This window comes from Ramlibacter montanisoli, assembly GCF_013087525.1.
GTDB classification, from domain to species: Bacteria; Pseudomonadota; Gammaproteobacteria; order Burkholderiales; family Burkholderiaceae_C; genus Ramlibacter; species Ramlibacter montanisoli.
This window is the reverse complement of sequence record NZ_JABFCS010000001.1, coordinates 3,809,719-3,830,417: the sequence shown is the minus strand read 5'-3', so window position 1 is coordinate 3,830,417 and position 20,699 is coordinate 3,809,719. Positions and strand designations below refer to the sequence as shown.

General features: G+C 68.8%; 16 protein-coding genes and 7 pseudogenes. 6 read left to right on the top strand and 17 right to left on the bottom strand.

What is annotated here, in order from left to right:
- Positions 1–44: 44 nt before the first annotated feature.
- The 5 genes from chrA to HK415_RS18985 form a co-directional block, all read right to left on the bottom strand.
- Positions 45–1,421: a chromate efflux transporter gene (chrA, locus tag HK415_RS19005; RefSeq protein WP_171561994.1), complete on the bottom strand. Its 1,377-nt coding sequence runs from the start codon at positions 1,419–1,421 to the stop codon at positions 45–47.
- Positions 1,418–2,293, bottom strand: a complete 876-nt coding sequence (locus tag HK415_RS19000) for a chromate resistance protein ChrB domain-containing protein (protein WP_309246754.1) — start codon at positions 2,291–2,293, stop codon at positions 1,418–1,420. The genes chrA and HK415_RS19000 overlap by 4 nt, the downstream gene beginning before the upstream one ends.
- Positions 2,294–2,388: 95 nt before the next feature.
- Positions 2,389–2,973, bottom strand: coding sequence for a methionine biosynthesis protein MetW (gene metW / locus HK415_RS18995; protein ID WP_171561989.1), 585 nt, complete (start codon positions 2,971–2,973; stop codon positions 2,389–2,391).
- Positions 2,970–4,157 carry a homoserine O-succinyltransferase MetX gene (gene metX / locus HK415_RS18990; RefSeq protein ID WP_171561987.1) on the bottom strand — a complete coding sequence of 396 codons (1,188 nt, stop codon included), beginning with the start codon at positions 4,155–4,157 and terminating at the stop codon, positions 2,970–2,972. The genes metW and metX overlap by 4 nt, the downstream gene beginning before the upstream one ends.
- A 118-nt stretch (positions 4,158–4,275) precedes the next feature.
- Positions 4,276–4,833, bottom strand: a complete 558-nt coding sequence (locus HK415_RS18985) for a TMEM165/GDT1 family protein (protein ID WP_171561984.1) — start codon at positions 4,831–4,833, stop codon at positions 4,276–4,278.
- 127 nt (positions 4,834–4,960) lie between these two features.
- Here HK415_RS18985 and HK415_RS18980 point away from each other — a divergent pair.
- The 3 genes and pseudogenes from HK415_RS18980 (at position 4,961) to rbp (HK415_RS18970) (ending at position 7,564) form a co-directional block, all read left to right on the top strand.
- A pseudogene (locus HK415_RS18980) lies at positions 4,961–6,162 on the top strand (ammonium transporter).
- Between the two features lie 219 nt (positions 6,163–6,381).
- Positions 6,382–6,795, top strand: a complete 414-nt coding sequence (rbp, locus tag HK415_RS18975) for an RNA-binding regulator (protein WP_171561982.1) — start codon at positions 6,382–6,384, stop codon at positions 6,793–6,795.
- A gap of 271 nt (positions 6,796–7,066) precedes the next feature.
- The gene (rbp, locus tag HK415_RS18970) at positions 7,067–7,564 is read left to right on the top strand and encodes an RNA-binding regulator (RefSeq protein ID WP_171561980.1); all 498 of its coding nucleotides are present in this window, start codon (positions 7,067–7,069) and stop codon (positions 7,562–7,564) included.
- Positions 7,565–7,698: 134 nt separating this feature from the next.
- Here rbp (HK415_RS18970) and HK415_RS25515 read toward each other — a convergent pair whose 3' ends face one another.
- The 4 genes and pseudogenes from HK415_RS25515 to HK415_RS18950 form a co-directional block, all read right to left on the bottom strand.
- Positions 7,699–8,475 (bottom strand): SDR family oxidoreductase, encoded by a 777-nt coding sequence (locus HK415_RS25515; protein WP_171563554.1) that lies wholly within the window; start codon positions 8,473–8,475, stop codon positions 7,699–7,701.
- Between the two features lie 63 nt (positions 8,476–8,538).
- Positions 8,539–9,096: pseudogene (gene lptC, locus HK415_RS25510) on the bottom strand (LPS export ABC transporter periplasmic protein LptC); the annotation flags it as partial.
- Between the two features lie 91 nt (positions 9,097–9,187).
- Positions 9,188–9,729, bottom strand: a pseudogene (locus tag HK415_RS18955) (KdsC family phosphatase).
- Positions 9,729–10,705, bottom strand: a pseudogene (locus HK415_RS18950) (KpsF/GutQ family sugar-phosphate isomerase). The pseudogenes HK415_RS18955 and HK415_RS18950 overlap by 1 nt, the downstream one beginning before the upstream one ends.
- A 47-nt stretch (positions 10,706–10,752) precedes the next feature.
- Between HK415_RS18950 and HK415_RS18945 the strand changes: the two are divergent.
- Positions 10,753–12,736, top strand: a pseudogene (locus tag HK415_RS18945) (monovalent cation:proton antiporter family protein).
- Positions 12,737–12,738: 2 nt separating this feature from the next.
- Positions 12,739–13,291 (top strand): annotated as a pseudogene (locus HK415_RS18940) (adenine phosphoribosyltransferase).
- An 82-nt stretch (positions 13,292–13,373) separates the two neighbouring features.
- On the opposite strand, the gene HK415_RS18935 reads toward HK415_RS18940, so the two are convergent.
- The 8 genes and pseudogenes from HK415_RS18935 to rpmH all read right to left on the bottom strand — a co-directional run bounded on the left by HK415_RS18935 (position 13,374) and on the right by rpmH (position 19,023).
- Positions 13,374–13,931 carry a hypothetical protein gene (locus tag HK415_RS18935; RefSeq protein ID WP_253261952.1) on the bottom strand — a complete coding sequence of 186 codons (558 nt, stop codon included), beginning with the start codon at positions 13,929–13,931 and terminating at the stop codon, positions 13,374–13,376.
- Positions 13,838–14,125: a hypothetical protein gene (locus HK415_RS25505; protein WP_253261951.1), complete on the bottom strand. Its 288-nt coding sequence runs from the start codon at positions 14,123–14,125 to the stop codon at positions 13,838–13,840. The genes HK415_RS18935 and HK415_RS25505 overlap by 94 nt, the downstream gene beginning before the upstream one ends.
- A 112-nt stretch (positions 14,126–14,237) precedes the next feature.
- Entirely contained in the window at positions 14,238–14,729 is a 492-nt protein-coding gene (locus HK415_RS18930) for a Crp/Fnr family transcriptional regulator (protein ID WP_171561979.1), read from the bottom strand.
- 173 nt (positions 14,730–14,902) lie between these two features.
- Positions 14,903–16,342 carry a tRNA uridine-5-carboxymethylaminomethyl(34) synthesis GTPase MnmE gene (mnmE, locus tag HK415_RS18925; RefSeq protein WP_171561978.1) on the bottom strand — a complete coding sequence of 480 codons (1,440 nt, stop codon included), beginning with the start codon at positions 16,340–16,342 and terminating at the stop codon, positions 14,903–14,905.
- Positions 16,343–16,416: 74 nt separating this feature from the next.
- The gene (yidC, locus tag HK415_RS18920; RefSeq protein ID WP_171561977.1) at positions 16,417–18,126 is read right to left on the bottom strand and encodes a membrane protein insertase YidC; all 1,710 of its coding nucleotides are present in this window, start codon (positions 18,124–18,126) and stop codon (positions 16,417–16,419) included.
- Positions 18,123–18,395: a membrane protein insertion efficiency factor YidD gene (gene yidD / locus HK415_RS18915; RefSeq protein WP_171561976.1), complete on the bottom strand. Its 273-nt coding sequence runs from the start codon at positions 18,393–18,395 to the stop codon at positions 18,123–18,125. Before yidD ends, yidC begins: the two co-directional genes overlap by 4 nt.
- A 112-nt stretch (positions 18,396–18,507) precedes the next feature.
- Positions 18,508–18,849: pseudogene (locus tag HK415_RS18910) on the bottom strand (ribonuclease P protein component); the annotation flags it as partial.
- 39 nt (positions 18,850–18,888) lie between these two features.
- Positions 18,889–19,023, bottom strand: coding sequence for a 50S ribosomal protein L34 (rpmH, locus tag HK415_RS18905; protein WP_171561975.1), 135 nt, complete (start codon positions 19,021–19,023; stop codon positions 18,889–18,891).
- A gap of 182 nt (positions 19,024–19,205) precedes the next feature.
- Here rpmH and dnaA point away from each other — a divergent pair, with 182 nt between their 5' ends.
- Complete coding sequence (dnaA, locus tag HK415_RS18900; RefSeq protein ID WP_171561974.1) at positions 19,206–20,618, top strand: chromosomal replication initiator protein DnaA; 1,413 nt, start codon at positions 19,206–19,208, stop codon at positions 20,616–20,618.
- The last annotated feature ends 81 nt before the right edge of the window (positions 20,619–20,699 follow it).

Sequence of the window (20,699 nt, the reverse complement as noted above, 5' to 3'; positions counted from 1 at the left end):
GGCAAGGTCCTACAGGTCGCCCGGAGTATCGCGCTTTCCGCGTTTCAGGCCACGCCCGCCAGCCGCAGCACCATGCCTGCCAGCGCGCAGCCGGCGATCACCGGGATCACGCCGGCCTTGAAGCGGAACAGCGCCACCGCGGCCGCTGCCGCGATCAGCAGCGCCACCGCATCGAAGGGCAGGCCGAGCGTGGGACGGTCGCGCGCGATGTGCGCCAGGAAGAACAGCGCCAGGCTGGCGATCACGCCGACCACGGCGGCCGTGATGGCGGTCAGCGGAGCGGTGAAGCCCAGCTTGCCGTGGGTGGATTCCACCAGCGGCCCGCCGGCCAGGATGAACAGGAAGGAGGGCAGGAAGGTGAACCAGGTCACCACCGTCGCGGCCAGCGCGCCGCCGAGGAACAGCGCGTCGGGCCCCAGCACCTGGCGTGCCCAGCCGCCGACGAAGCCGACGAAGGCCACCACCATGATCAGCGGGCCGGGCGTGGTCTCGCCCAGCGCCAGCCCGTCGATCATCTGCGCGCCGGTGAGCCACTGGTGGTTCTCCACCGCACCCTGGTACACGTAGGGCAGCACGGCATAGGCGCCGCCGAAGGTGAGCAGCGCCGCCTTGGTGAAGAACCACCCCATCTGCGCCAGCGTGCCGTCCCAGCCCTGCGCGGCCACCAGCAGCGCCATGGGCGCCAGCCACAGCAGGGCGCCCACCGCCACCACCATCGCCAGCCGCGACTGGCGGAACTGCGCGTGCGCGGGTGTCGGCGTGTGGTCGTCCAGCAGCGCGGCGCCATAGGACTTGCCGGCCGCGCCGTGGCCGCCGCCGACGGCGAACTGTTCGGGGACGTAGCGCCCGCCGATCACGCCGGCCAGTGCCGCCGCTGCCACGACCCAGGGGAAGGGAATCTTCAGGATCGCGATCGCCACGAAGCTGGCGATGGCGATCAGCCAGAGCAGCGGCACCTTGGCCGGATGGCGCAGCGTGCGGCTGCCGATGCGCCAGACCGCGTGCAGCACGATCGCCGCCACGGCCGGCTTGATGCCATAGAACAGGCCCGCCACCCACTCCACGTTGCCGAAGGCGAGGTAGACCCAGCTCAGGGCGATCAGGATCGCCAGCGAAGGCAGCACGAACAGCGCGCCGGCGGCGATGCCGCCCCAGGTGCGGTGCATCAGCCAGCCGATGTAGGTGGCCAGCTGCTGCGCCTCGGGCCCGGGCAGAACCATGCAGTAGTTCAGCGCGTGCAGGAAGCGGCGCTCCGAGATCCAGCGCTTCTGCTCCACCAGCTCCCTGTGCATGATCGCGATCTGCCCGGCCGGCCCGCCGAAGCTGATGAAGCCCAGCTTCAGCCAGAACTTCAGCGCCTCGCCGAAGGACACGCCCTGCGGCGGCGCCACGGCCTCGACCTGCGCGGGCACCACGCTCATGCCACCGCCTGGGCCGCGGCCGCATCGTGCGCCCGCCAGCTGTGGGTGTCGCCCTGCGCGTCGCGGCACCACGCATGCAAGGCGTCGTACAGCGGCAGCGCCTGCTGCAGCATCGCGTGGTCGTCGGCGTGCAGGCGCGACAGGCCGAGCGACAGCGCCAGCAGCCCCGCGCTTTGCGGCGCCAGGTTCAGCCGCGAGGTGTCGGCGCCGCGCACGATGGTGGCCAGCGTGTCCAGCGCGGGCTCGCGCAGATCGAAGGCTTCCAGCAGGGCATCGAAGCTGCAGCGCTCCCACACGTGGGTGATGGGTGCGTCCGGCAGGTCGTAGGGCACGGCCTCGAGCCGGCGCGCCTGCGCGAACACTTCCGCCTCCGGCACGTAGAAGAACTGCGCCCGCGGGTCGATGAAGCGGCGGATCAGCCAGGGGCAGGCGATGCGGTCGATCTTGGGCCGCGCGCGCGTGATCCAGCGCGAGGGCCGCTCGCCGGTCACGCCGAAGTCGGGCCGCTTGCGGAGGGTGGGCAACGCGACCTCGCGCCAGCGGGCGATGTCCTGCAGCCGGTCGACACCGTCCTCGCCGCCGGCGATGCCGCCTTCGAGGAAGCGCGCGTCCCAGCCGGCCGCGCGCAGCGTGCGCACGGCGTCCTGGCTGAGGTGGTGGCCGTAGGCGCAATAGACGATCGCGTCGCGGGGCGCTTCGCTGCGCGCGAAGTCCGCGACCTCCTCGGGCGCGCAGTACAGCGCGCCGGGCAGCAGGCGATCGCTGGCGGCGAACTTCTCGCGGCGGCGCACGTCGAGCAGCAGCGGCGCGTCGGCGCGGCCGATGAGGGTGCGGAAATCGGAAGGAGAAAGGGAAGGCAGGGCGGTGTCCACGGTCGTCTCCATGACAGAGTTGCCAGCGCTTGGACGGGACACCGTCTATCCAGATGGACCGGGAGGCTGTCGATCCCGATGCGGCAAATCCTAACCTATCCGCGCTGGAACTTGAAGACCGCGGTGCCGGCGGTGAGATTGGGCAGCACGCGCCGCTCCTCCCCGTCCTGCAGGCCGAAGGCATCCAGGATCGCCAGGTTGTTCTTGGTGGCCAGCACCTCGAAGTCCTTGAAGGTGCCGACGCGAATGTTGGGCGTGTCGTACCACTGGTAGGGCAGGCGCTTGGTCACCGGCATGCGGCCGCGCGCGATCGACAGCCGGTTGGGCCAGTGCGCGAAGTTGGGGAAGGCGACGATGCCCAGCTTGCCCACGCGCGCCGTCTCGCGCAGCATCACTTCGGCATTGCGCAGGTGCTGCAGCGTGTCGATCTGCAGCACCACGTCGAAGCTGTCATCGTCGAAGATGGTCAGGCCCTGGTCCAGGTTCAGCTGGATCACGTTGACCCCGCGCTTGACGCAGGCCAGTACGTTCTCGTCGGCCAGCTCGATGCCGTAGCCGCTGCAGCCGCGCTCGCGCTGCAGCAGGTCCAGCAGCGCGCCGTCGCCGCAGCCGAGGTCCAGCACCCGCGCGCCCTGCGGCACCAGCCGCGCAATGCTCTTCATGGTGGCGCGATCGGTCACAGCACGGCTCCCGCGGTCAGTTCGCGCACGGTCTCGCGCACCGGCACGGCGGCGACGCTCTCGGCGGCGATGCGGTCGAAGTAGGAACGCACGACCGCCATGTAGCGCGGATCCTCCAGCAGGAAGGCGTCGTGGCCGTGCGGCGCGTCGATCTCGGCGTAGCTGACGTCGCGCCGGTTGTCCAGCAGCGCCTTGACGATCTCGCGGCTGCGCGCCGGCGAGAAGCGCCAGTCGGTGCTGAAGCTCACCAGCAGGAACTTCGCCGTGGCCACCGCCAGCGCCTTGGCCAGGTTGCCGTTGTGCCGGCGCGCGGGATCGAAGTAGTCGAGCGCGCGGGTGATCAGCAGGTAGGTGTTGGCGTCGAAGTACTCGCTGAACTTGTCGCCCTGGTAGCGCAGGTAGCTCTCGATCTGGAACTCGATGTCCTGCGTGGTGTACTGCAGGTCCAGGCCATTGCGCAGCTGCCGCCCGAACTTCTCGTTCATCACGTCGTCGGAGAGGTACGTGATGTGGCCGATCATGCGGGCGATGCGCAGCCCGCGCTTGGGCACCACGCCGTGCTGGTAGAAATGGCCGCCGTGGAAGTCGGGGTCGGTGACGATCGCGCGCCGCGCCACTTCGTTGAAGGCGATGTTCTCGGCGTTCAGGTTGGGCGCGCTGGCCACCACCACCGCGTGCCGCACGCGCTGCGGGTACTGCAAGGTCCACGACAGCGCCTGCATGCCGCCCAGGCTGCCGCCCATGACGGCCGCCAGCTGCGCGATGCCCAGGCCGTCGAGCAGGCGCGCCTGCGCGTCCACCCAGTCCTCCACCGTCACCACCGGGAAGTCGGCGCCGTAGACGCGGCCGGTGTCGGGGTTCTCGTGCATCGGGCCGGTGGAGCCGAAGCAGGAGCCGAGGTTGTTGACGCCGATGACGAAGAAGCGGTCGGTGTCCACCGGCTTGCCGGGACCGATCATGGTGTCCCACCAGCCCTCGGATTTCTCCTGGCCCGGGTACACGCCGGCGACGTGGTGCGAGGCGTTCAGCGCATGGCAGATCAGCACCGCGTTGCTGCGGTCGGCGTTGAGCGTGCCGTAGGTCTCGTAGGCCAGCGAATAGCCGCGGATGGAGGCGCCGCTTTGCAGCGCAAGCGGCGCATCGAACTGCATCGAACGGGGCGTGGCGATGAAGGACGTCGTCATGAAGCGAAAAACCCGGCACCGCTGGAGCGGGCCGGGTCGGCTCGGTCTTTAGCGGCATTTATTGAGCGCCCGCAAGCGAAGGCAAATCGGCGCTGGCGGCAAGTATAGCCAAGCGCCGTCACGCGAGGATCGCGACCAGCCCCAACACCAGGAAGATCAGCGCCCCCACCACGTGCACCGCCCGGATCGGCACCTTGCGCGTGATCCGGTCGCCGAACCAGACCACCGGCACGTTGGCGAGCATCATCCCGAGCGTGGTGCCGGCCACCACCGCGGCCCAGGCGTTGAACTGCGCGGCCAGCATCACGGTGGCGACCTGGGTCTTGTCGCCCATCTCCGCCAGGAAGAAGGCGACCAGCGTGGTGATGAACACGCCGGCCCGCGGCGCGGCGTCGCCGTCGCCTTCGTCGAGCTTGTCGGGGATGAGCATCCAGATCGCCATGGCGATGAAGGACGCGCCCAGCACCCAGCGCAGCACGTCCGGGCCGAGCGCGGTGGTCACCCAGCTGCCGAGCGCGCCGGCCAGCGCATGGTTGAACAGGGTCGCGACCAGGATGCCCCAGGCGATCGGCCAGGGCTTGCGGAAGCGGGCGGCGAGGACCAGGGAGAGGAGCTGCGTCTTGTCGCCCATTTCGGCGAGCGCGACGAGGCCGGTGGAGACGAGAAAGGCTTCCAAGGGGGCGCGATTGTAGACGTCGCCCCTGACGCACCCTGACGGCGCACTTTTTGCTTGATCTTGGTGCGAAGGCCGTGAAAGCGGCCGGAACGCACCACAACAACGCATTTCATCCCAAGGGGTAGCAATGGAAGCACTAAAACAGGGCTCGGACGTCCTGTTCATCCTGCTGGGCGCCATCATGGTCCTGGCGATGCACGCCGGTTTCGCCTTCCTGGAGCTCGGTACCGTGCGCAAGAAGAACCAGGTCAATGCGCTGGTCAAGATCATGGTGGACTTCGCCGTCTCCACGGTCGCCTACTTCCTGGTCGGCTTCGCCGTGGCCTACGGCACCGGCTTCCTGGTCAGCGCCGACCAGCGGTGACCCGCAACGGCTACGAGCTGGTGAAGTTCTTCTTCCTCCTCACCTTCGCCGCGGCCATTCCGGCCATCATTTCGGGCGGCATCGCCGAACGCGCGCGCTTCGGCCCGCAACTGGTGGCGACGGCCGTCATCGTCGGCCTGGTCTATCCGCTGTTCGAGGGCATCGCCTGGAACCAGCGCTTCGGCGTCCAGGCCTGGATCAAGGGGCTGACCGGCGAGGAGTTCCATGACTTCGCCGGCTCCATCGTCGTGCACGCGGTCGGCGGCTGGCTGGCGCTGCCGGCCGTCCTGCTGCTGGGCGCGCGCAGCAACCGCTACCGCAAGGACGGGGCGATCTCGGCCCACCCGCCGTCCAACATCCCCTTCCTCGCGCTGGGTGCGTGGGTGCTCACCGTCGGCTGGTTCGGCTTCAACGTGATGAGCGCCCAGACCATCGACAAGGTGTCCGGCCTGGTGGCGGTCAACTCGCTGCTGGCCATGGTGGGCGGAACGCTGGCCGCGACGCTCCTCGGGCGGAACGACCCCGGCTTCGTGCACAACGGGCCGCTGGCCGGGCTGGTGGCCGTGTGCGCCGGCAGCGACCTGATGCACCCGCTGGGCGCGCTGGCCGTGGGCGGCGGCGCCGGCGCCATCTTCGTCATCATGTTCACGCTCACCCAGAACCGCTGGAAGATCGACGACGTGCTGGGCGTGTGGCCGCTGCACGGCCTGTGCGGCCTGTGGGGCGGCATCGCCGCCGGCATCTTCGGCAGCAAGACCTTCGGCGGGCTGGGCGGAGTGAGCCTGGGCGCGCAGTTGATCGGCAGCCTGATCGGCGTGGCCTGGGCACTGGTGGCGGGCTTCGCCGTCTACGGGCTGCTGCGGGTGGTGATGGGCCTGCGGCTGTCGGCCGAACAGGAATTCGAGGGGGCCGACCTGGCCATCCACCGGATCGGCTCGACCCCGGAACGGGAACCCAACTGGTAGCCGATGTGCGCCGGATGTGTGGCGCCGAGCCACCATCTGGCGCGGCCGTGGCCCTTGGGGGACACCCGGATGCGCCACGAATCCAAACCGCGCGCATAATGCGTCCCGTGGTTCCATGAGGAGCCGCAGGTTTGCGGTGTTTAGTCGGTCTCGCGGTTTTTGATTGCGTCTTGCGGACTCCATCGCTTTGTTTAGCGCTTTTTTCCAGGAGTCCATTCAATGGGCAACAAACTCTACGTGGGGAACCTTCCCTACTCTTTCCGCGACAGCGACATGGAACAGGCCTTCAGCCAGTTCGGCACTGTCACCTCCGCCAAGGTCATGATGGAGCGCGACACCGGCCGCTCCAAGGGCTTCGGTTTCGTCGAAATGGGCAGCCCGGCCGAAGCGCAAGCCGCGATCGCCGGCATGAACGGCCAGCAGCACGGCGGCCGTGCCCTGGTGGTCAATGAAGCCCGTCCGATGGAGCCCCGTTCCGGTGGCGGCGGCGGCGGCTTTGGTGGCGGCGGCGGCGGTGGTGGCCGCGGCTTCGGCGGCGGCGGCGGTGGTGGCGGCTTCGGCGGCGGCCGTCGCGAAGGCGGCGGTGGTGGTGGCGGCTACGGCGGCGGCGGCGGTGGCCGCGACCGTTACTAAGCAGCTTCGCCTCGCGCGGACTACTCCAAAGGGCCTACGGGCCCTTTTTGCATGGCGTCCGCAAAGCCGCGCCGACGTTCACTTTTTCACTTTCCATGGGGTGCGGACCCCTTGCCACCCCGGGAATGATCTGCTCCATAATGACTTTGCGTGGTCAGTCCCGACACGCAGGTTGCGGGTGAACGGGTGCCTTTCGCGTCGCTTTCGTTGAATGCGTTTCTGGGACTCCATCTCTCCGTATTTCATTTGTTCTTGTCAGGAGTCCCTGTAGATGGGCAACAAACTGTACGTAGGCAATCTGCCCTACCAAGTGCGCGACAGCGATCTCGAGGAGGCTTTCGGCCAGTTCGGGCAGGTCACGAGCGCCAAGGTGATGATGGAACGCGAGACCGGCCGGTCCAAGGGCTTCGGTTTCGTCGAAATGGGCAGTGACGCCGAAGCGCAGGCAGCCATCAGCGGCATGAACGGCCAGTCCATGGGCGGCCGCAGCGTGGTCGTCAACGAGGCCCGGCCGATGGAAAACCGTCCGCGCACCGGCGGCTTCGGCGGCGGTGGTGGCGGCGGCTATGGCGGTGGCGGCGGCGGTGGCCGTCGTGAAGGCGGCGGTGGCGGCGGCTACGGCGGCGGCGGTGGTGGTGGCCGCAGCGGCGGCGGTGGTGGCGGCCAGGACGGCGGCTTCCGCAGCCCGTACGGCGCAGGCCCCCGGGGCGGCGGCCGCTCCGGCGGCGGTGGCGGCGGGTATGGCGGCGGCGGTGGTGGGAACTACTGAGCGTTCGCGCCCGTGAACAAAGGCTCCTTCGGGAGCCTTTTTGCTGGGGTTCGCTGCGCTCACCGCCAGCCTACGAAGACGGTCGAATCCGCCATGACAGTCGGTAGGCTGGTGGTGAGCGCAGCGAACCCCAGCTAACCCTCGCCCTGCCGGTGCTTGCGCGGCCGCCCCGCCAGCGCCCGGTCGAACACCGCATCCGGCAGCAGCCGCAGCAGCTTCGCCACCACGCCCATCTGCCACGGGATCACCCGGTAGCTGCGCCCGGCACCGATCGCGCGGAAGGCCGCATCGGCGAAATCCTCCGCCTTCATCAGGAAGGGCATGCCGTAGCGGTTCTGGCGGGTCAGCGGCGTGTCCACGTAGCCCGGGACGATGGTCACCACCTTCACGCCGCTGGTGCGCAGCTCGCCGCGCAGCGTCTCGCAGTAGCTGATCACCGCCGCCTTGCTGGAACAGTAGGCGCCGTGCCCGGGCAGGCCGCGGATGCCGGCGACGCTGGCGATGCCCACCAGCGCGCCGCCGCCGCGCGCGCGCATGGGGGCGATGAAGGGATGGAAGGTCGCGGCCAGGCCGATGTTGTTGGTGGCGAAGGTGCGCGCCATGACTTCGAGGTCCGCGCGGATCTCCGTGTCCATGCCGATGCTGATGCCGGCATTGGCGATCACCACCTCGGGCAGTCCCTGCTGCGCGATGCAGGCCTGGGCTGCGGCGACGATGCTCTCGACCTGCGACACGTCGGCGCCGTACACGCGCCAGCGGTCTTCGGCCAGGCCCTGCGCCCGCGCCCATTGCTGGATCTCGCCGGTGCGGCGCGCCACCAGCGCGAGCCGCCAGCCGGCCTGCGCGTAGCGCGCGGCCAGCGCCTGGCCGATGCCGCTCGATGCGCCGGTGATGAAGGCCAGCGGTGCCATGTGTTCAGCGCACGCGCGGTTGCAGCACGCCCTGCACGCGCCCGCGCAGCTCAGCACGCGCTCGAGGTTGTCGTACTCCATGCTGTCCGCGTGGAACACGTCGTCGCCGCGCTTGAGGACCACCGGCTTGTCCGACTTCACCCGCTCCTGGTCCATGAAGGCATGCAGGAACTCGCCGCGGATCTCCAGCCGCGGCGGTGCGACGCCGTTGACCTTGGGCGCCTCGCGCGTGACCACCGCGTCGCCGATCAGCTGCACCTGCGAGGCGTCGGCATTGCTGATGGCGCGCCTGGCCGTCGCGATGGTGAGCGCGCCCTTCTCGTCGTAGGAGCGGATGCGCGGCTGGTCGATCTCCATGGTGTCGGTGTCGGGGTAGTGGCGCGCCTCGGTGCCGTGGATCTCGTTCTTCAGGCGGCCCGTGGGATCGAAGGACTTCACCGAGAAGCCGCGCAGGAAGTAGTCCGGCTCGTGGACCGGCGGCCGCACGCCGAAGGTCTGCGCCAGCCCCGGCGTGTTGCGCGCCAGCCAGTAGGTGCCCAGCGCCAGCAGCCCCATCAGGATGATGGGCAGGTAGATGCTGATCCGGTCCCAGGCACGGCCGAAGCCGCGCGCTGCGGTCAAGGCAAACCTCCCCAGGATTGCCCGCTGCGCGGGCTGCTCCTCCCCTCCGCAAGCGGAGGGGGCTGAGCGCCTTCGGGCGGCCGTGCGGCGCTCACTGGTACGCCTCCAGCAGCTTCGCGTACTGCCCGGAAGCGACCAGCAGGAAGTCGCAGAACTCGCGCGCCGCGCCCTGGCCGGCGGCCGCCTGCGTGACGTAGCGGGCGCAGGCGCGCACCTCGATGTGCGCGTGCGGTGGCGCGGCGGCGAAGGCGACCCGGCGCAGCACCGGCAGGTCGGGCCAGTCGTCGCCCATGGCCGCGGCCTGCGACCAGTCGAAGCCGAGCGCCGCCAGCGTCTTCTCCGCGGCCGGCCGCTTGTCCTCGGTGCCGTAGTGCACGTGCGTGAGGCCCAGCGCATCCAGGCGCTTGCGCAGCGGCTTGAGTCGCGCCCGGTGATCACCACCGGCGTGATGCCGCCGCGCTGCAGCAGCTTCAGGCCCAGGCCGTCCAGGATGTGGAAGCGCTTGAGCGTCTCGCCCTCGTCGGAGAACAGCACGCCGCCGTCGGTCATCACGCCGTCGACGTCGAAGAAGGCGACGCGGATGCCCTGCGCCGCGAGCAGCAGCTCGGGAGGGAAGCTCAGTGCGGGGTTCATCAGATGACCTTCGCGCGCATCAGGTCGTTGCTGTTGACGGCGCCCACCAGCTTGCCCTCGGTGTCGACCACCAGGACGCTGGTGATGCGGTACTGCTCCATCAGCTGCGCGGCCTCGGCGGCCAGCGCGTCGTCGCGGATGGTGCGCGGGCCGGGGTGCATGACCTCGCGCGCGCGCATGGACCGCAGGTCCACGCCCTTTCGATCAGCCGGCGCAGGTCGCCGTCGGTGAAGATGCCCAGCACGCCGCCGCCAGCGTCCACCACCGCGGAGGCGCCCAGGCCCTTGGCGCTCATCTCGCGCATCAGGTCGGCGAACAGGGTGTCGGGACCGACCTTCGGCACCGCGTCGCCCTTGCGCATCACGTCGCTCAGGTGCGTCAGCAGCTTGCGCCCCAGCGCGCCGCCGGGGTGCGAGCGGGCGAAGTCCTCGGACTTGAAGCCGCGCGCATCGAGCAGCGCCACGGCCAGCGCGTCGCCCAGCGCGAGCTGCGCCGTCGTGCTGGCGGTGGGCGCCAGGTTCAGCGGGCAGGCTTCCTTCTCCACGCCGCTGTCCAGCACGATGTCGGCATGGCGGCCCAGGGTGGAATCGAGGTTGCCGGTCATGGCGACCATGGGCACGCCCAGGCGTTTGAGGACCGGCAGGATCACGGTGATCTCGTCGCTTTCGCCGCCGTTGGAGATGGCCAGCACGAGGTCCACGGACTTGATCATGCCCAGGTCGCCGTGGCTGGCCTCGGCCGGGTGCACGAACAGGGCGGGCGTGCCGGTGGAGGCGAGGGTGGCGGCGATCTTGCGGCCCACGTGGCCGCTCTTGCCCATGCCCATCACGACCACCCGGCCGCGCAGGTCCAGCATGGCCGCCACGGCCTCGGCGAAGGCGGCGCCGGTGCGCGCCTTGAGCCCCTGCACCGCCGCGGCCTCGATGTCGAAGGTTTCCTGGGCCAGGCGCAGGGCGCGCGTACGGTCGAAGCTCATTTCGGGATTTTATCGGGGCGTCAGTTTCGGTGACGATAGCATCGGGGATGACCTCGCTGGCGCTGACCGTTCTCTACCTCCTGGCCGCCGTGCTGGGAGTGGTCGCGTGCCGCTTCCTGAAGCTGCCCCCATGCTGGGGTACCTGGCGGTGGGCGTGGTGATCGGCCCCAATGCGCTGGGCATGGCGGAGGACTCGGACACGGTGCGCCACCTGGCCGAGTTCGGCGTGGTGTTCCTGATGTTCGTGATCGGCCTGGAGTTCAACCTGTCCAAGCTGCGCGCCATGCGCGGCCACGTGTTCGGTCTGGGCATGTCGCAGGTGATGTTCACCATCGTGCCGGCGACCATGGGCTCGCTGGCGCTGTCCTGGCTGCTGCCGCAGGTCTGGCCCATGAGCTGGCAGACCGGGCTGGCGCTGTCGGGCGCGCTGGCCATGAGCTCCACCGCCATCGTGGTCAAGCTGATGTCGGACCGGCTGGAGCTGGAGAGCGAGCATGGCAAGCGGGTGATGGGCGTGCTGCTGTTCCAGGACCTGGCCGTGGTGCCGCTGCTGGTGATGATCCCCGCGCTGGGCAGCCCGCCGGAGGTGCTGCTGCGCGAACTCGGCCTCGCCGCCGTGAAGGCCGCCGGCCTGATCGTGCTGCTGCTGGCCGGCGGCCAGCGCCTGATGCGCTGGTGGCTGACCCTGGTGGCGCGCCGCAAGAGCGACGAGCTGTTCGTGCTGAACCTGCTGCTGGTGACGCTGGGCCTGGCCTGGCTGACCGAGCTGGCCGGCCTGTCGCTGGCGCTGGGCGCCTTCATCGCCGGCATCCTGATCTCCGAGACCGAATACAAGCACCAGGTGGAGGCGGACATCCGGCCTTTCCACGACGTGCTGCTGGGCCTGTTCTTCATCACCGTCGGAATGATGCTGGACTGGCGGCCGATCTTGGAGCACTGGGGGCTGGTGCTGGTGCTGGTGACCCTGCCGGTGCTGTTCAAGCTGCTGCTGGTGACGGTGCTGGCCAAGCTGTACGGCGCCACCATGGGCGTGGCGCTGCGCACCGGCCTGTACCTGGCGCAGGCCGGCGAGTTCGGCTTCGTGCTGCTGTCGCTGGCGCGCGAGCACCAGCTGGTGCCCTCGCTGCTGCTCAACGCGATCCTCGCCAGCATGGTGATCTCCATGCTGGCCACGCCCTTCATCATCCAGTGGAGCAACCGCATCGTGATGAAGCTGGTGGCCAGCGAGTGGATGGTGCAGTCGCTGCAGATGACCAACATCGCGCGCAAGTCCATCAACACCAGCAAGCACGTGATCATCTGCGGCTACGGCCGCTGCGGCCAGAACCTGGCGCGCATGCTGGAGCAGGAGTCCATCCAGTACATCGCGCTCGACCTCGACCCGGACCGCGTGCGCCAGGCCGCCGCGGCGGGCGACTCGGTGGTGTTCGGCGACGCCTCGCGGCTGCAGGCGCTGGTGGCCGCCGGCCTGGGCCGCGCCAGCGCGGTGGTCATCACCTACCTGGACGTGCCGGGCGCGGTGAAGGTGCTGGCCACCGCCCGCGCGCACTCCCCGCCGTGCCCGTGATCGTGCGCACGCAGGACGACCTGGACCTGGACAAGCTGCGCGACGCCGGCGCCACCGAAGTCGTGCCCGAAACGCTGGAAGGCTCGCTGATGCTGGCCGGCCACGCGCTGGCGCTGGTGGGCGTGCCCATGCGGCGCGTGATCCGCATCGTGCAGGAGCAGCGCGAGGCGCGCTACAAGATGCTGCGCGGCTACTTCCACGGCGCCGACGACCCGAGCGGCCTGGACCTGGACCAGGAGCGCCTGGCCACGGTCACGCTGCCGCTGGGCGCGAGCGCCCTGGGCCGCGTGCTCAGCCAGCTGCGCCTGGGGCTGCAGGGCGTGCGCGTGGTCAGCCTGCGTCGCAGCAACGGCCGCACCATCGACCCCGCGACCGATCCCGCGCTGGAGGACGGCGACACCCTGGTACTCCTGGGCCGGCCCGAGACCCTGGCCAATGCCGAAGAGATCCTGCTCAAAGGATGAACATGCAAGACGACGCGCTGGACGTCAGCGACTACCTGAAACGCCACATCCGCACCGTGCCCGACTGGCCGGCGCCGGGCGTGCAGTTCCGCGACATCACCCCTCTGCTGCAGGACCCCAAGACCTTCCGCGTGCTGATCGACGCCTTCGTGCACCGCTACATGGACCGCCGGCCCGACGTGGTGGCGGGGCTGGACGCGCGCGGCTTCATCCTCGGTGCCGTGGTGGCCTACGAGCTGGGCGTGGGCTTCGTGCCGATCCGCAAGAAGGGCAAGCTGCCCTTCACCACCGTGGAGGAAACCTACGAGCTGGAGTACGGCAGTGCGACGGTGGAACTGCACACCGACGCCGTGAAGCCGGGCCAGCGCGTGCTGCTGGTCGACGACCTGATCGCCACCGGCGGGACCATGATGGCGGGCAAGAAGCTGCTGGAGAAGCTGGGGGCGAAGGTGATCGAGGGCTGCGCGATCGTCGACCTGCCGGAGCTCGGGGGCGGTGAAGTTGCGGGAAGGTGGGCTGGAGGTGTTCACCTTCGTGCATTTCGAGGGGCACTAGCCGCTGGGGTTCGGCTGCGCCTCACCACCAGGCTACGGGGCCTGCTCGCTCGTAGGCTGGGGTGACGAAGGAACCCCAGCGTTCAACGCAAGGCCCCGTACTGCGTCTTGCTCAACTGCCCCTCTTCCCCCTCCGCCATCATCTCGGTGTCCTCGAAGCCGGTCAGCAGCGTGTAGCTCTGCGCCGCCTTGCCGTGGTTGGCCGACGCGAGCGCCTGTTCGCCGCGCACGCCGGCGTCGAGTGCCTTGCGGAAGGCCGCCACTTCGTCGTCCTGCAGCGGCTCGAACCGGCGGCCCGGCAGCGGCGGTGCCTCGCGCAGTTCCGCCGGGCGCGAGATGTGTTCGGGCAGCAGCGGCGCCGGCTGCGAGATCAGCGGCTTCTGCGAGCTGAAGTGCGTGGGGTCGCCGATCGCGACGTGTTCGTTGGCGCGCCAGTACACGGCGCTCACCACGATGTCGTAGCGGGCCTTGGCCGACTGCGCGACCATCGCCTCGATCTCGGCCAGGCGCGTGGTGTCGCTGGCGGCGCCCTGCGCCAGGTCCACCATCACCATGAACTGGCCGCCGCGCGGGTCGAGCGACAGCACCTTGAACTTGTAGCTGGAGGACAGCACGCCGGCGCGCACCATCGCCTCGCGCACCACCGCGCGTAGAGCAGCTCGCGCCGCTCCATGCGTTCCTGCTTGCGGTTGCCCGGCTGCGCGTTGCCGCCCAGGCCGTGCCTGGCCTGGTGGTGCGGCTTGGTGGACTCCATGCGCGACATGCCGGAGCTGGGCAGCGCGCTCAACGGCGCGTCGCCGCTCTTCTTGGAGGAGAACCAGCTAAGCAGGGACATGGTGTTCTTTCACTTCGGTCCTGCCAGTGTGGACCGCATTTGTTACCACGCTGTAAGCCCCCTTGCCGACGGACAGGCGTCACGAGGCGCGTGACGAGCGGCTCGGCGCGTATCAGGTGACCGCAACGCGCTTAGGACGATTGCCTAGGCGGCGCGAGACCAGCGAGCCCAGCGCCATCGCCACCTCGACCGCCAGCGCCGGCTGCCGGTTGGTGAGCTCGGTGAAGCGGATCGGGCTGAGCGACCACAGCTTGCACGCGCTCGCGGCCTGCACGGTGGCATTGCGCGGCAGGCGCGTGAAGAAGGCCCCTTCGCCCACCGCCGAGCCCGAGTCCACCGACGCCAGGCGCAGCCGCTTCTTGTCGTCCTCGTAGTGCACGGTGAGCGTGCCGCTCTCCACGAAGTAAACGGTGCGATCGCTCGCGTTCTGCTCGATCACCACCTGGCCCTGCCGCACCGCGAAGGGCTGCAGGTAGGTGCCGAACAATTCCCACTGCTTGGTCGTGAGGTTGGGGTGGAACGCGTCCAGCGACTGGTTGTGGGCGACGGCATGGACCAAGCCTTGCACGTCGAAGTGGAGCGGGGTGGGCAGCGGGGCGTTCATGGCTCAACAGTACGTGCCGCCCCACCGTCTTTACAAGCGATCTAGCGTTCGATTACACGAGATACGAAGGGCTCCTTGCGTGTTACGCGCGTTTCTTCCCCGGCACGGACGGGCGGCGCGATGCTGCGGCCGAACGGCGCGGGTCGTGACTTCCTCGACGCCGCAGCCGCGTCCTATTTTCCGATGCAGAAGCGGCTGAAGATCACGCCGAGCAGGTCGTCGGCGCTGAACTCGCCGGTGATTTCCGACAGGCCGTTCTGCGCCAGTCGCAATTCCTCGGCGAGCAGGTCGAGTGCCTGCGCCTGGCGAACGAGCAGCGCAGCCGCTTCCATCAGGTGCGCGTCGACGCGCTTGAGCGCCTGCAGGTGGCGCTCGCGGGCGATGAACACCCCTTCGGGCGCAGCCTGCCAGCCGGCGATGTCGAGGAGCGTGCGGCGCAGGGCTTCGAGGCCGGCGCCGGTCTTGGCGGAGAGGGTGAGGGCGCTGCGCGCAGCGCTGGGGTTCCTGGCGTCACCCCAGCCTACAGGCGTCGCGTCGCCGTTCGTAGGCTGGCGGTGAGCAGCGCGAACCCCGGCATCCACTGCATCCGCCTTGTTCCAAACATCCACCACCGGCACGTCCTGCGGCAAGCGTGCCGCGATCGCTGCATCGGCCGCGCGGTACTCCGCTGCATCCGAGCGCGTCAGGTCGTGCAGGAACAGCACCGCGTCCGCCTTTTCGATCTGCCCCCAAGCGCGCTCGATGCCGATCTGCTCCACTTCCTCCGCGCCTTCGCGCAGGCCCGCGGTGTCCACCACGTGCAGCGGCACGCCTTCGATCTGGATGGTCTGGCGCACGATGTCGCGCGTGGTGCCGGCGATCGGCGTGACGATGGCGAGTTCGGCGCCGGCCAGTGCATTGAGCAGCGAACTCTTGCCCGCGTTGGGCTGGCCCGCGATCACCACGTGCAGGCCTTCGCGCAGCAGCGCGCCCTGGTGCGCGCGCTGCATCACGCGCGCGAGGTTCTGCTGCAGGCGATCCAGCTGGCCCTGCGCGTCCGCCTTCTGCAGGAAGTCGATTTCTTCCTCGGGGAAGTCCAGCGTCGCCTCCACCAGCATGCGCAGGTGGATCAGCGCGTCGCGCAGCGCGTGGATCTCGCGCGAGAACTCGCCGGCCAGCGAGCGGGTGGCGCTGCGCGCCGCCGCCTCGGTGCTGGCGTCGATCAGGTCGGCGATCGCCTCGGCCTGCGCGAGGTCGAGCTTGCCATTGAGGAAGGCGCGCTGCGTGAACTCGCCGGGCTCGGCGACGCGCAGGTGGATGGACGCGCCGGCCTCGAGGCAGCGCGCCAGCAGAAGCTGCAGCACGACCGGGCCGCCGTGCGCCTGCAGTTCCAGCACGTCCTCGCCGGTGTAGGAATGCGGCGCCGGGAAGTGGATCGCCAGGCCCTGGTCGATCGCGCTGCCGTCGGCCGCGCGGAAGGGCAGGTAGGTGGCTTCGCGCGGCTTCAATTCGCGGCCGCAGACCGCGGCGATGAGGGCACGCGCGTCCTTCGCCGACACGCGCACGATCCCCACCGCGCCGCGCCCGGGGGCGGTGGCGATGGCGGCGATGGGCTGGTCGAGGCGGGCGAGCATGGGGGATTGTGCCGGGGGTGGCTGCCAACGAAAAAGGGCCGCGCGAGCGGCCCTTTGCCCTCACACCCGCGCGTTCAGGTCTTGAACTTCGGCAGGTTGAACTCCGGCGGCACGCCCATGCGCACGTTGATCAGCCATTGCTGCGCGATCGACAGGATGTTGTTCGTGATCCAGTACAGCACCAGGCCGGCCGGGAAGAAGAAGAACATCACCGAGAAGATCAGCGGCATGAACCACATCATCTTGGCCTGCATCGGGTCCGGCGGCACCGGGTTCAGCGCCGTCTGCAGCATCGTGGTCAGCGTCATCACCACCGGCAGGATGAAGTAGGGGTCGGGCGTGGACAGGTCGCGGATCCAGCCGATCCAGGGCGCGTTGCGCATCTCCACCGAGGACAGCAGCACCCAGTACAGCGCGATGAACACCGGGATCTGCACCAGGATCGGCAGGCAGCCGCCCAGCGGGTTGACCTTCTCCTCGCGGTAGATGCGCATCATCTCCTGCTGCATCTGCTGCGGGTTGTCCTTGAAGCGCTCGCGCAGCTGCATCACCTTGGGGTTGATGGCCTTCATCTTGGCCATGCTCTCGTAGCCCTTGGCCTGCAGCCAGTAGAAGGCGATCTTGATGATCAGCACCAGCGCCATGATCGACCAGCCCCAGTTGCCGATGAAGCCGTGCAGCTTGTCCAGCAGCCAGTACAGCGGCTTGGCCAGGATGGTGAGCCAGCCGTAGTCCTTCACCAGGTCCAGGCCCGGGTAGATCTGCTCCAGCGTCTTTTCTTCCTGCGGGCCGGCGAAGAAGCGCGACTCCACCGTCTGCGACATGCCGGGCGGGATCGCCGGCAGCCCCGTGATCAGGCCGGCGGCGTACAGGTTGTTGTCCACCTTGCGCATGAACAGCTCGCGCTTGACGCCGTCGGCCAGCAGCCAGGCGCTGGCGAAGTAGTGCTGCACCATCGCCACGTAGCCACTGCTGGAGGCCTTCTCGAAGGTGGCCTTGTTCTTTTCGATGTCGCTGAATTCGACCTTCTGGAACTTCTGCTCGGTGGTGAAGACCGCGGGACCGGTGAAGGTGGAATAGAAGGAGGACTCGCCCGGCAGCGGGTTGCCGTCGCGCACCAGCTGCAGGTAAAGCTGCGGCGACACCGGCGCGCCGCCGGCGTTCACCACCTCGTGCTTCACGGCCACGTCGTAGGCGCCGCGCCGGAAGGTGTAGGTCTTCACCAGCTTCACGCCGCCCTGCACCGCGGACTCGAAGCGCACGGACAGCTCGTTGGCGCCGTCCTTGAGCGTGCGCTCGCCGGGCACCGCCGCCATCGGCGTCTTGTGGGTGGGGAAGTCGCCGCCGATCAGGCCCGACTGCGCGACGTACACGCGGTTGGCACTCAGGTCCAGCAGCACGTAGGGCACGCCCGGCTTCTCGCCGGCCAGCTTGGGGAACTCGGTGTGCACGATGGACGCGCCTTCGCTGTCGAAGGTCACGCGCAGCACGTCGGTGCTGACGGTGGTGCGTTCCCGCGCGATCGCCTGCGTGCCGGGCGTGGCCGCCGGCGCGCCGCCGGGCGGGGTGGCCGCGGCGATGGTGCTGGTGGTCGGCACGCTGGCCGCGCCCGGCACGCCCACCGGGGCGCTGGCCGGGGTGCCCGGCGCGACGGCGGTGGCCGCCGGCTTGCCGGAGGGGAAGAAGGTCGCCTGCCTGCCGTTGTAGACCTGCCATTGGTCCCACAGCATCACCAGTGAAAAGCCGAAGATCACCCAGAGGATGGTGCGGCGGATGTCGGTCATGGAAGTTTCTTCTGTTGTTGGAGCACGCCCCGGCGCGTGAACAGGCGGGGCGGGGTGTCGGGCACCGGATCATGGCCGCCATCGCACCAGGGATGGCAGCGGGCAATACGTACGGCCGCGAGATAGGCGCCGGCCGCCGCGCCGTGCCGTTCCAGGGCTTGCAGGCCGTAGGCGGAACAGGTGGGCGTGAAGCGGCAGGAGGATCCCAGCCAGGGGGACAGGAACAGGCGGTAGCCCTTGATCAGGCCGACGAGCAGGGCGCGGATCATTGGACGCCTTGGGTCCCCGCCTGCGCGGGGATGACGGGCCAGCGGGGACGACGAGGCAAGCCTTCTCGAACAGCTGCAGCAGCTCGCCGCGCACGCTGGCCTTCAGCGTCTCGGACCAGGCGCTGGTGAACTGGGCGCGCGCGAAGTCCATCCGCAGCCGCACCACGTGGGCGGCCGCCGGCAGGCGCGACTCGAAGGAGGCGCTCACGTTGTAGATCTGGCGCTTGATCCCGTTGCGGGTGACCGCCCGTTTCGCCCAGCGCTTGGGCACCACCGCCCCCATCCACGGTTCATCCTGGACAGCAAACAGGGCCTGCGGTCCATCGGACCCAGGCCCTGCGGGTTTGGAAGTCGCATCCAGGGCTGCGCGATGCAGCACGAAATGCGGCGTCCGGGAGACAGTGCCGCCTGCCATCGCTGCCTCGTACTGTGCCCGGTTCTTCAGCCGCTGCACGGTCGGCAGGCGCGAGGTGGCGCTTGCGTCAACGCGCGCTTAGACGCCGAGGCGCTTGCGGCCCTTGGCGCGGCGGGCGTTGATCACGGCACGGCCGCCACGGGTCTTCATGCGGACCAGGAAGCCGTGGGTACGCGCGCGGCGCACTTTGGAGGGTTGGTAGGTGCGTTTCATGTTGCTTCTCGGGAAAACCCGGCATTATCCCCAAAAAGGCGGGCCCCGGCAATCACGGGGCTTGTCAAGGGACAGTGCGATAACCATGCTGCCCGGCTCGGCCGCTTGTGTGGATAAGGTGTTTAGCACCTAGAATGCGCCGTTTCGCGCGACAAAACTAATCCACAGGAGCGACGGGGCACATGAGCGAGGGGAACCATGGGAGGCTGGCGGCCGCACCGAGCCTGGAAGCGGGCGACAGCCTGTGGCAGGCTTGCGTGGACCAGCTGGCCCAGGACCTGCCGGAGCAGCAGTTCAACACCTGGATCAAGCCCCTGCTGGCCCAGGTCTCCGAAGACCTTTCACGCGTCACGCTGTTCGTGGCGAACCGCTTCAAGCTCGACTGGGTGCGGGCCCAGTACGCCGGCCGCATCTCCGCGGTGCTGGAAAAGCTGTACGGCCAGCCGGTCCAGCTTGAGTTAGCGATCACTCCCCGGGAAAACAGCGTCAAGACCTATCCGGCGCCCTCGATGGCGGCCAATGCTCCGACCGCCGAGCCGGTCGAGATCCAGGAAGAAGCGGCCGCCGGCGGCTTCAAGACCCGCCTGAACACGGCCCTGACCTTCGACACTTTGGTCGAGGGAACGGCCAACCGCATGGCCCGCGCGGCCGCCATGCACGTGGCCGGGACGCCCGGCCAGCTCTACAACCCGCTGTTCATCTACGGCGGCGTGGGACTGGGCAAGACCCACCTGGTGCACGCCGTGGGCAACCGGCTGCTGGCCGACAAGCCCCATTCCAAGGTGCTTTACATCCATGCGGAACAGTTCGTCAGCGATGTCGTCAAGGCCTACCAACGCAAGACTTTTGACGAATTCAAGGACAAATATCATTCCCTGGACCTCCTGTTGATAGATGACGTGCAGTTCTTCGCGAACAAGGACCGCACCCAGGAGGAATTCTTCAATGCCTTCGAGGCCCTGCTGGCCAAGAAGAGCCACATCGTGATGACCTCGGACACCTATCCGAAGGGCCTGGCGGACATCCACGAACGCCTGGTTTCGCGCTTCGATTCCGGCCTGACCGTGGCCATCGAGCCGCCCGAGCTGGAGATGCGGGTCGCCATCCTGATCAACAAGGCGCGGGCCGAAGGCACCGAGATGCCCGAGGAAGTGGCCTTCTTCGTGGCCAAGAACGTGCGCTCCAACGTGCGCGAGCTGGAAGGGGCGCTGCGCAAGATCCTGGCGTACTCCCGCTTCAACCAGAAGGAAATCTCCATCCAGCTGGCCCGGGAGGCCCTGCGCGACCTGCTGTCGATCCAGAACCGGCAGATCTCGGTGGAGAACATCCAGAAGACGGTGGCCGACTACTACAAGATCAAGGTCGCCGACATGTACAGCAAGAAGCGCCCGGCCTCGATCGCCCGCCCGCGCCAGATCGCCATGTACCTGGCCAAGGAACTGACCCAGAAAAGCCTGCCCGAGATCGGCGAGCTGTTCGGCGGCCGCGACCACACCACGGTGCTGCACGCGGTCCGAAAGATCGGCGCCGAGAGGCAGCAGCTGACGGAGTTGAACCAGCAGCTGCACGTGCTGGAACAGACGCTGAAGGGTTGAGGGACCCGCCCCGTCTACACGGGGTAAGTGCTTGTGAAATAAGCGAAAATGGCGGGTGGGGCGCAACCGCTCATAACGAAC

Excerpts from the sequence above, each read along its gene's own strand:
- rbp (WP_171561980.1), top strand. The coding sequence starts at position 7,067 with ATGGGCAACAAACTGTACGTAGGCAATCTGCCCTACCAAGTGCGCGAC.
- rpmH (WP_171561975.1), bottom strand. The coding sequence starts at position 19,023 with ATGAAACGCACCTACCAACCCTCCAAAGTGCGCCGCGCGCGTACCCAC.
- mnmE (WP_171561978.1), bottom strand. The coding sequence starts at position 16,342 with ATGCTCGCCCGCCTCGACCAGCCCATCGCCGCCATCGCCACCGCCCCC.
- HK415_RS18930 (WP_171561979.1), bottom strand. The coding sequence starts at position 14,729 with ATGAACGCCCCGCTGCCCACCCCGCTCCACTTCGACGTGCAAGGCTTG.
- rbp (WP_171561982.1), top strand. The coding sequence starts at position 6,382 with ATGGGCAACAAACTCTACGTGGGGAACCTTCCCTACTCTTTCCGCGAC.
- dnaA (WP_171561974.1), top strand. The coding sequence starts at position 19,206 with ATGAGCGAGGGGAACCATGGGAGGCTGGCGGCCGCACCGAGCCTGGAA.
- yidD (WP_171561976.1), bottom strand. The coding sequence starts at position 18,395 with ATGATCCGCGCCCTGCTCGTCGGCCTGATCAAGGGCTACCGCCTGTTC.
- HK415_RS25505 (WP_253261951.1), bottom strand. The coding sequence starts at position 14,125 with ATGTCCCTGCTTAGCTGGTTCTCCTCCAAGAAGAGCGGCGACGCGCCG.
- metX (WP_171561987.1), bottom strand. The coding sequence starts at position 4,157 with ATGACGACGTCCTTCATCGCCACGCCCCGTTCGATGCAGTTCGATGCG.
- yidC (WP_171561977.1), bottom strand. The coding sequence starts at position 18,126 with ATGACCGACATCCGCCGCACCATCCTCTGGGTGATCTTCGGCTTTTCA.
- chrA (WP_171561994.1), bottom strand. The coding sequence starts at position 1,421 with ATGAGCGTGGTGCCCGCGCAGGTCGAGGCCGTGGCGCCGCCGCAGGGC.
- HK415_RS25515 (WP_171563554.1), bottom strand. The coding sequence starts at position 8,475 with ATGGCACCGCTGGCCTTCATCACCGGCGCATCGAGCGGCATCGGCCAG.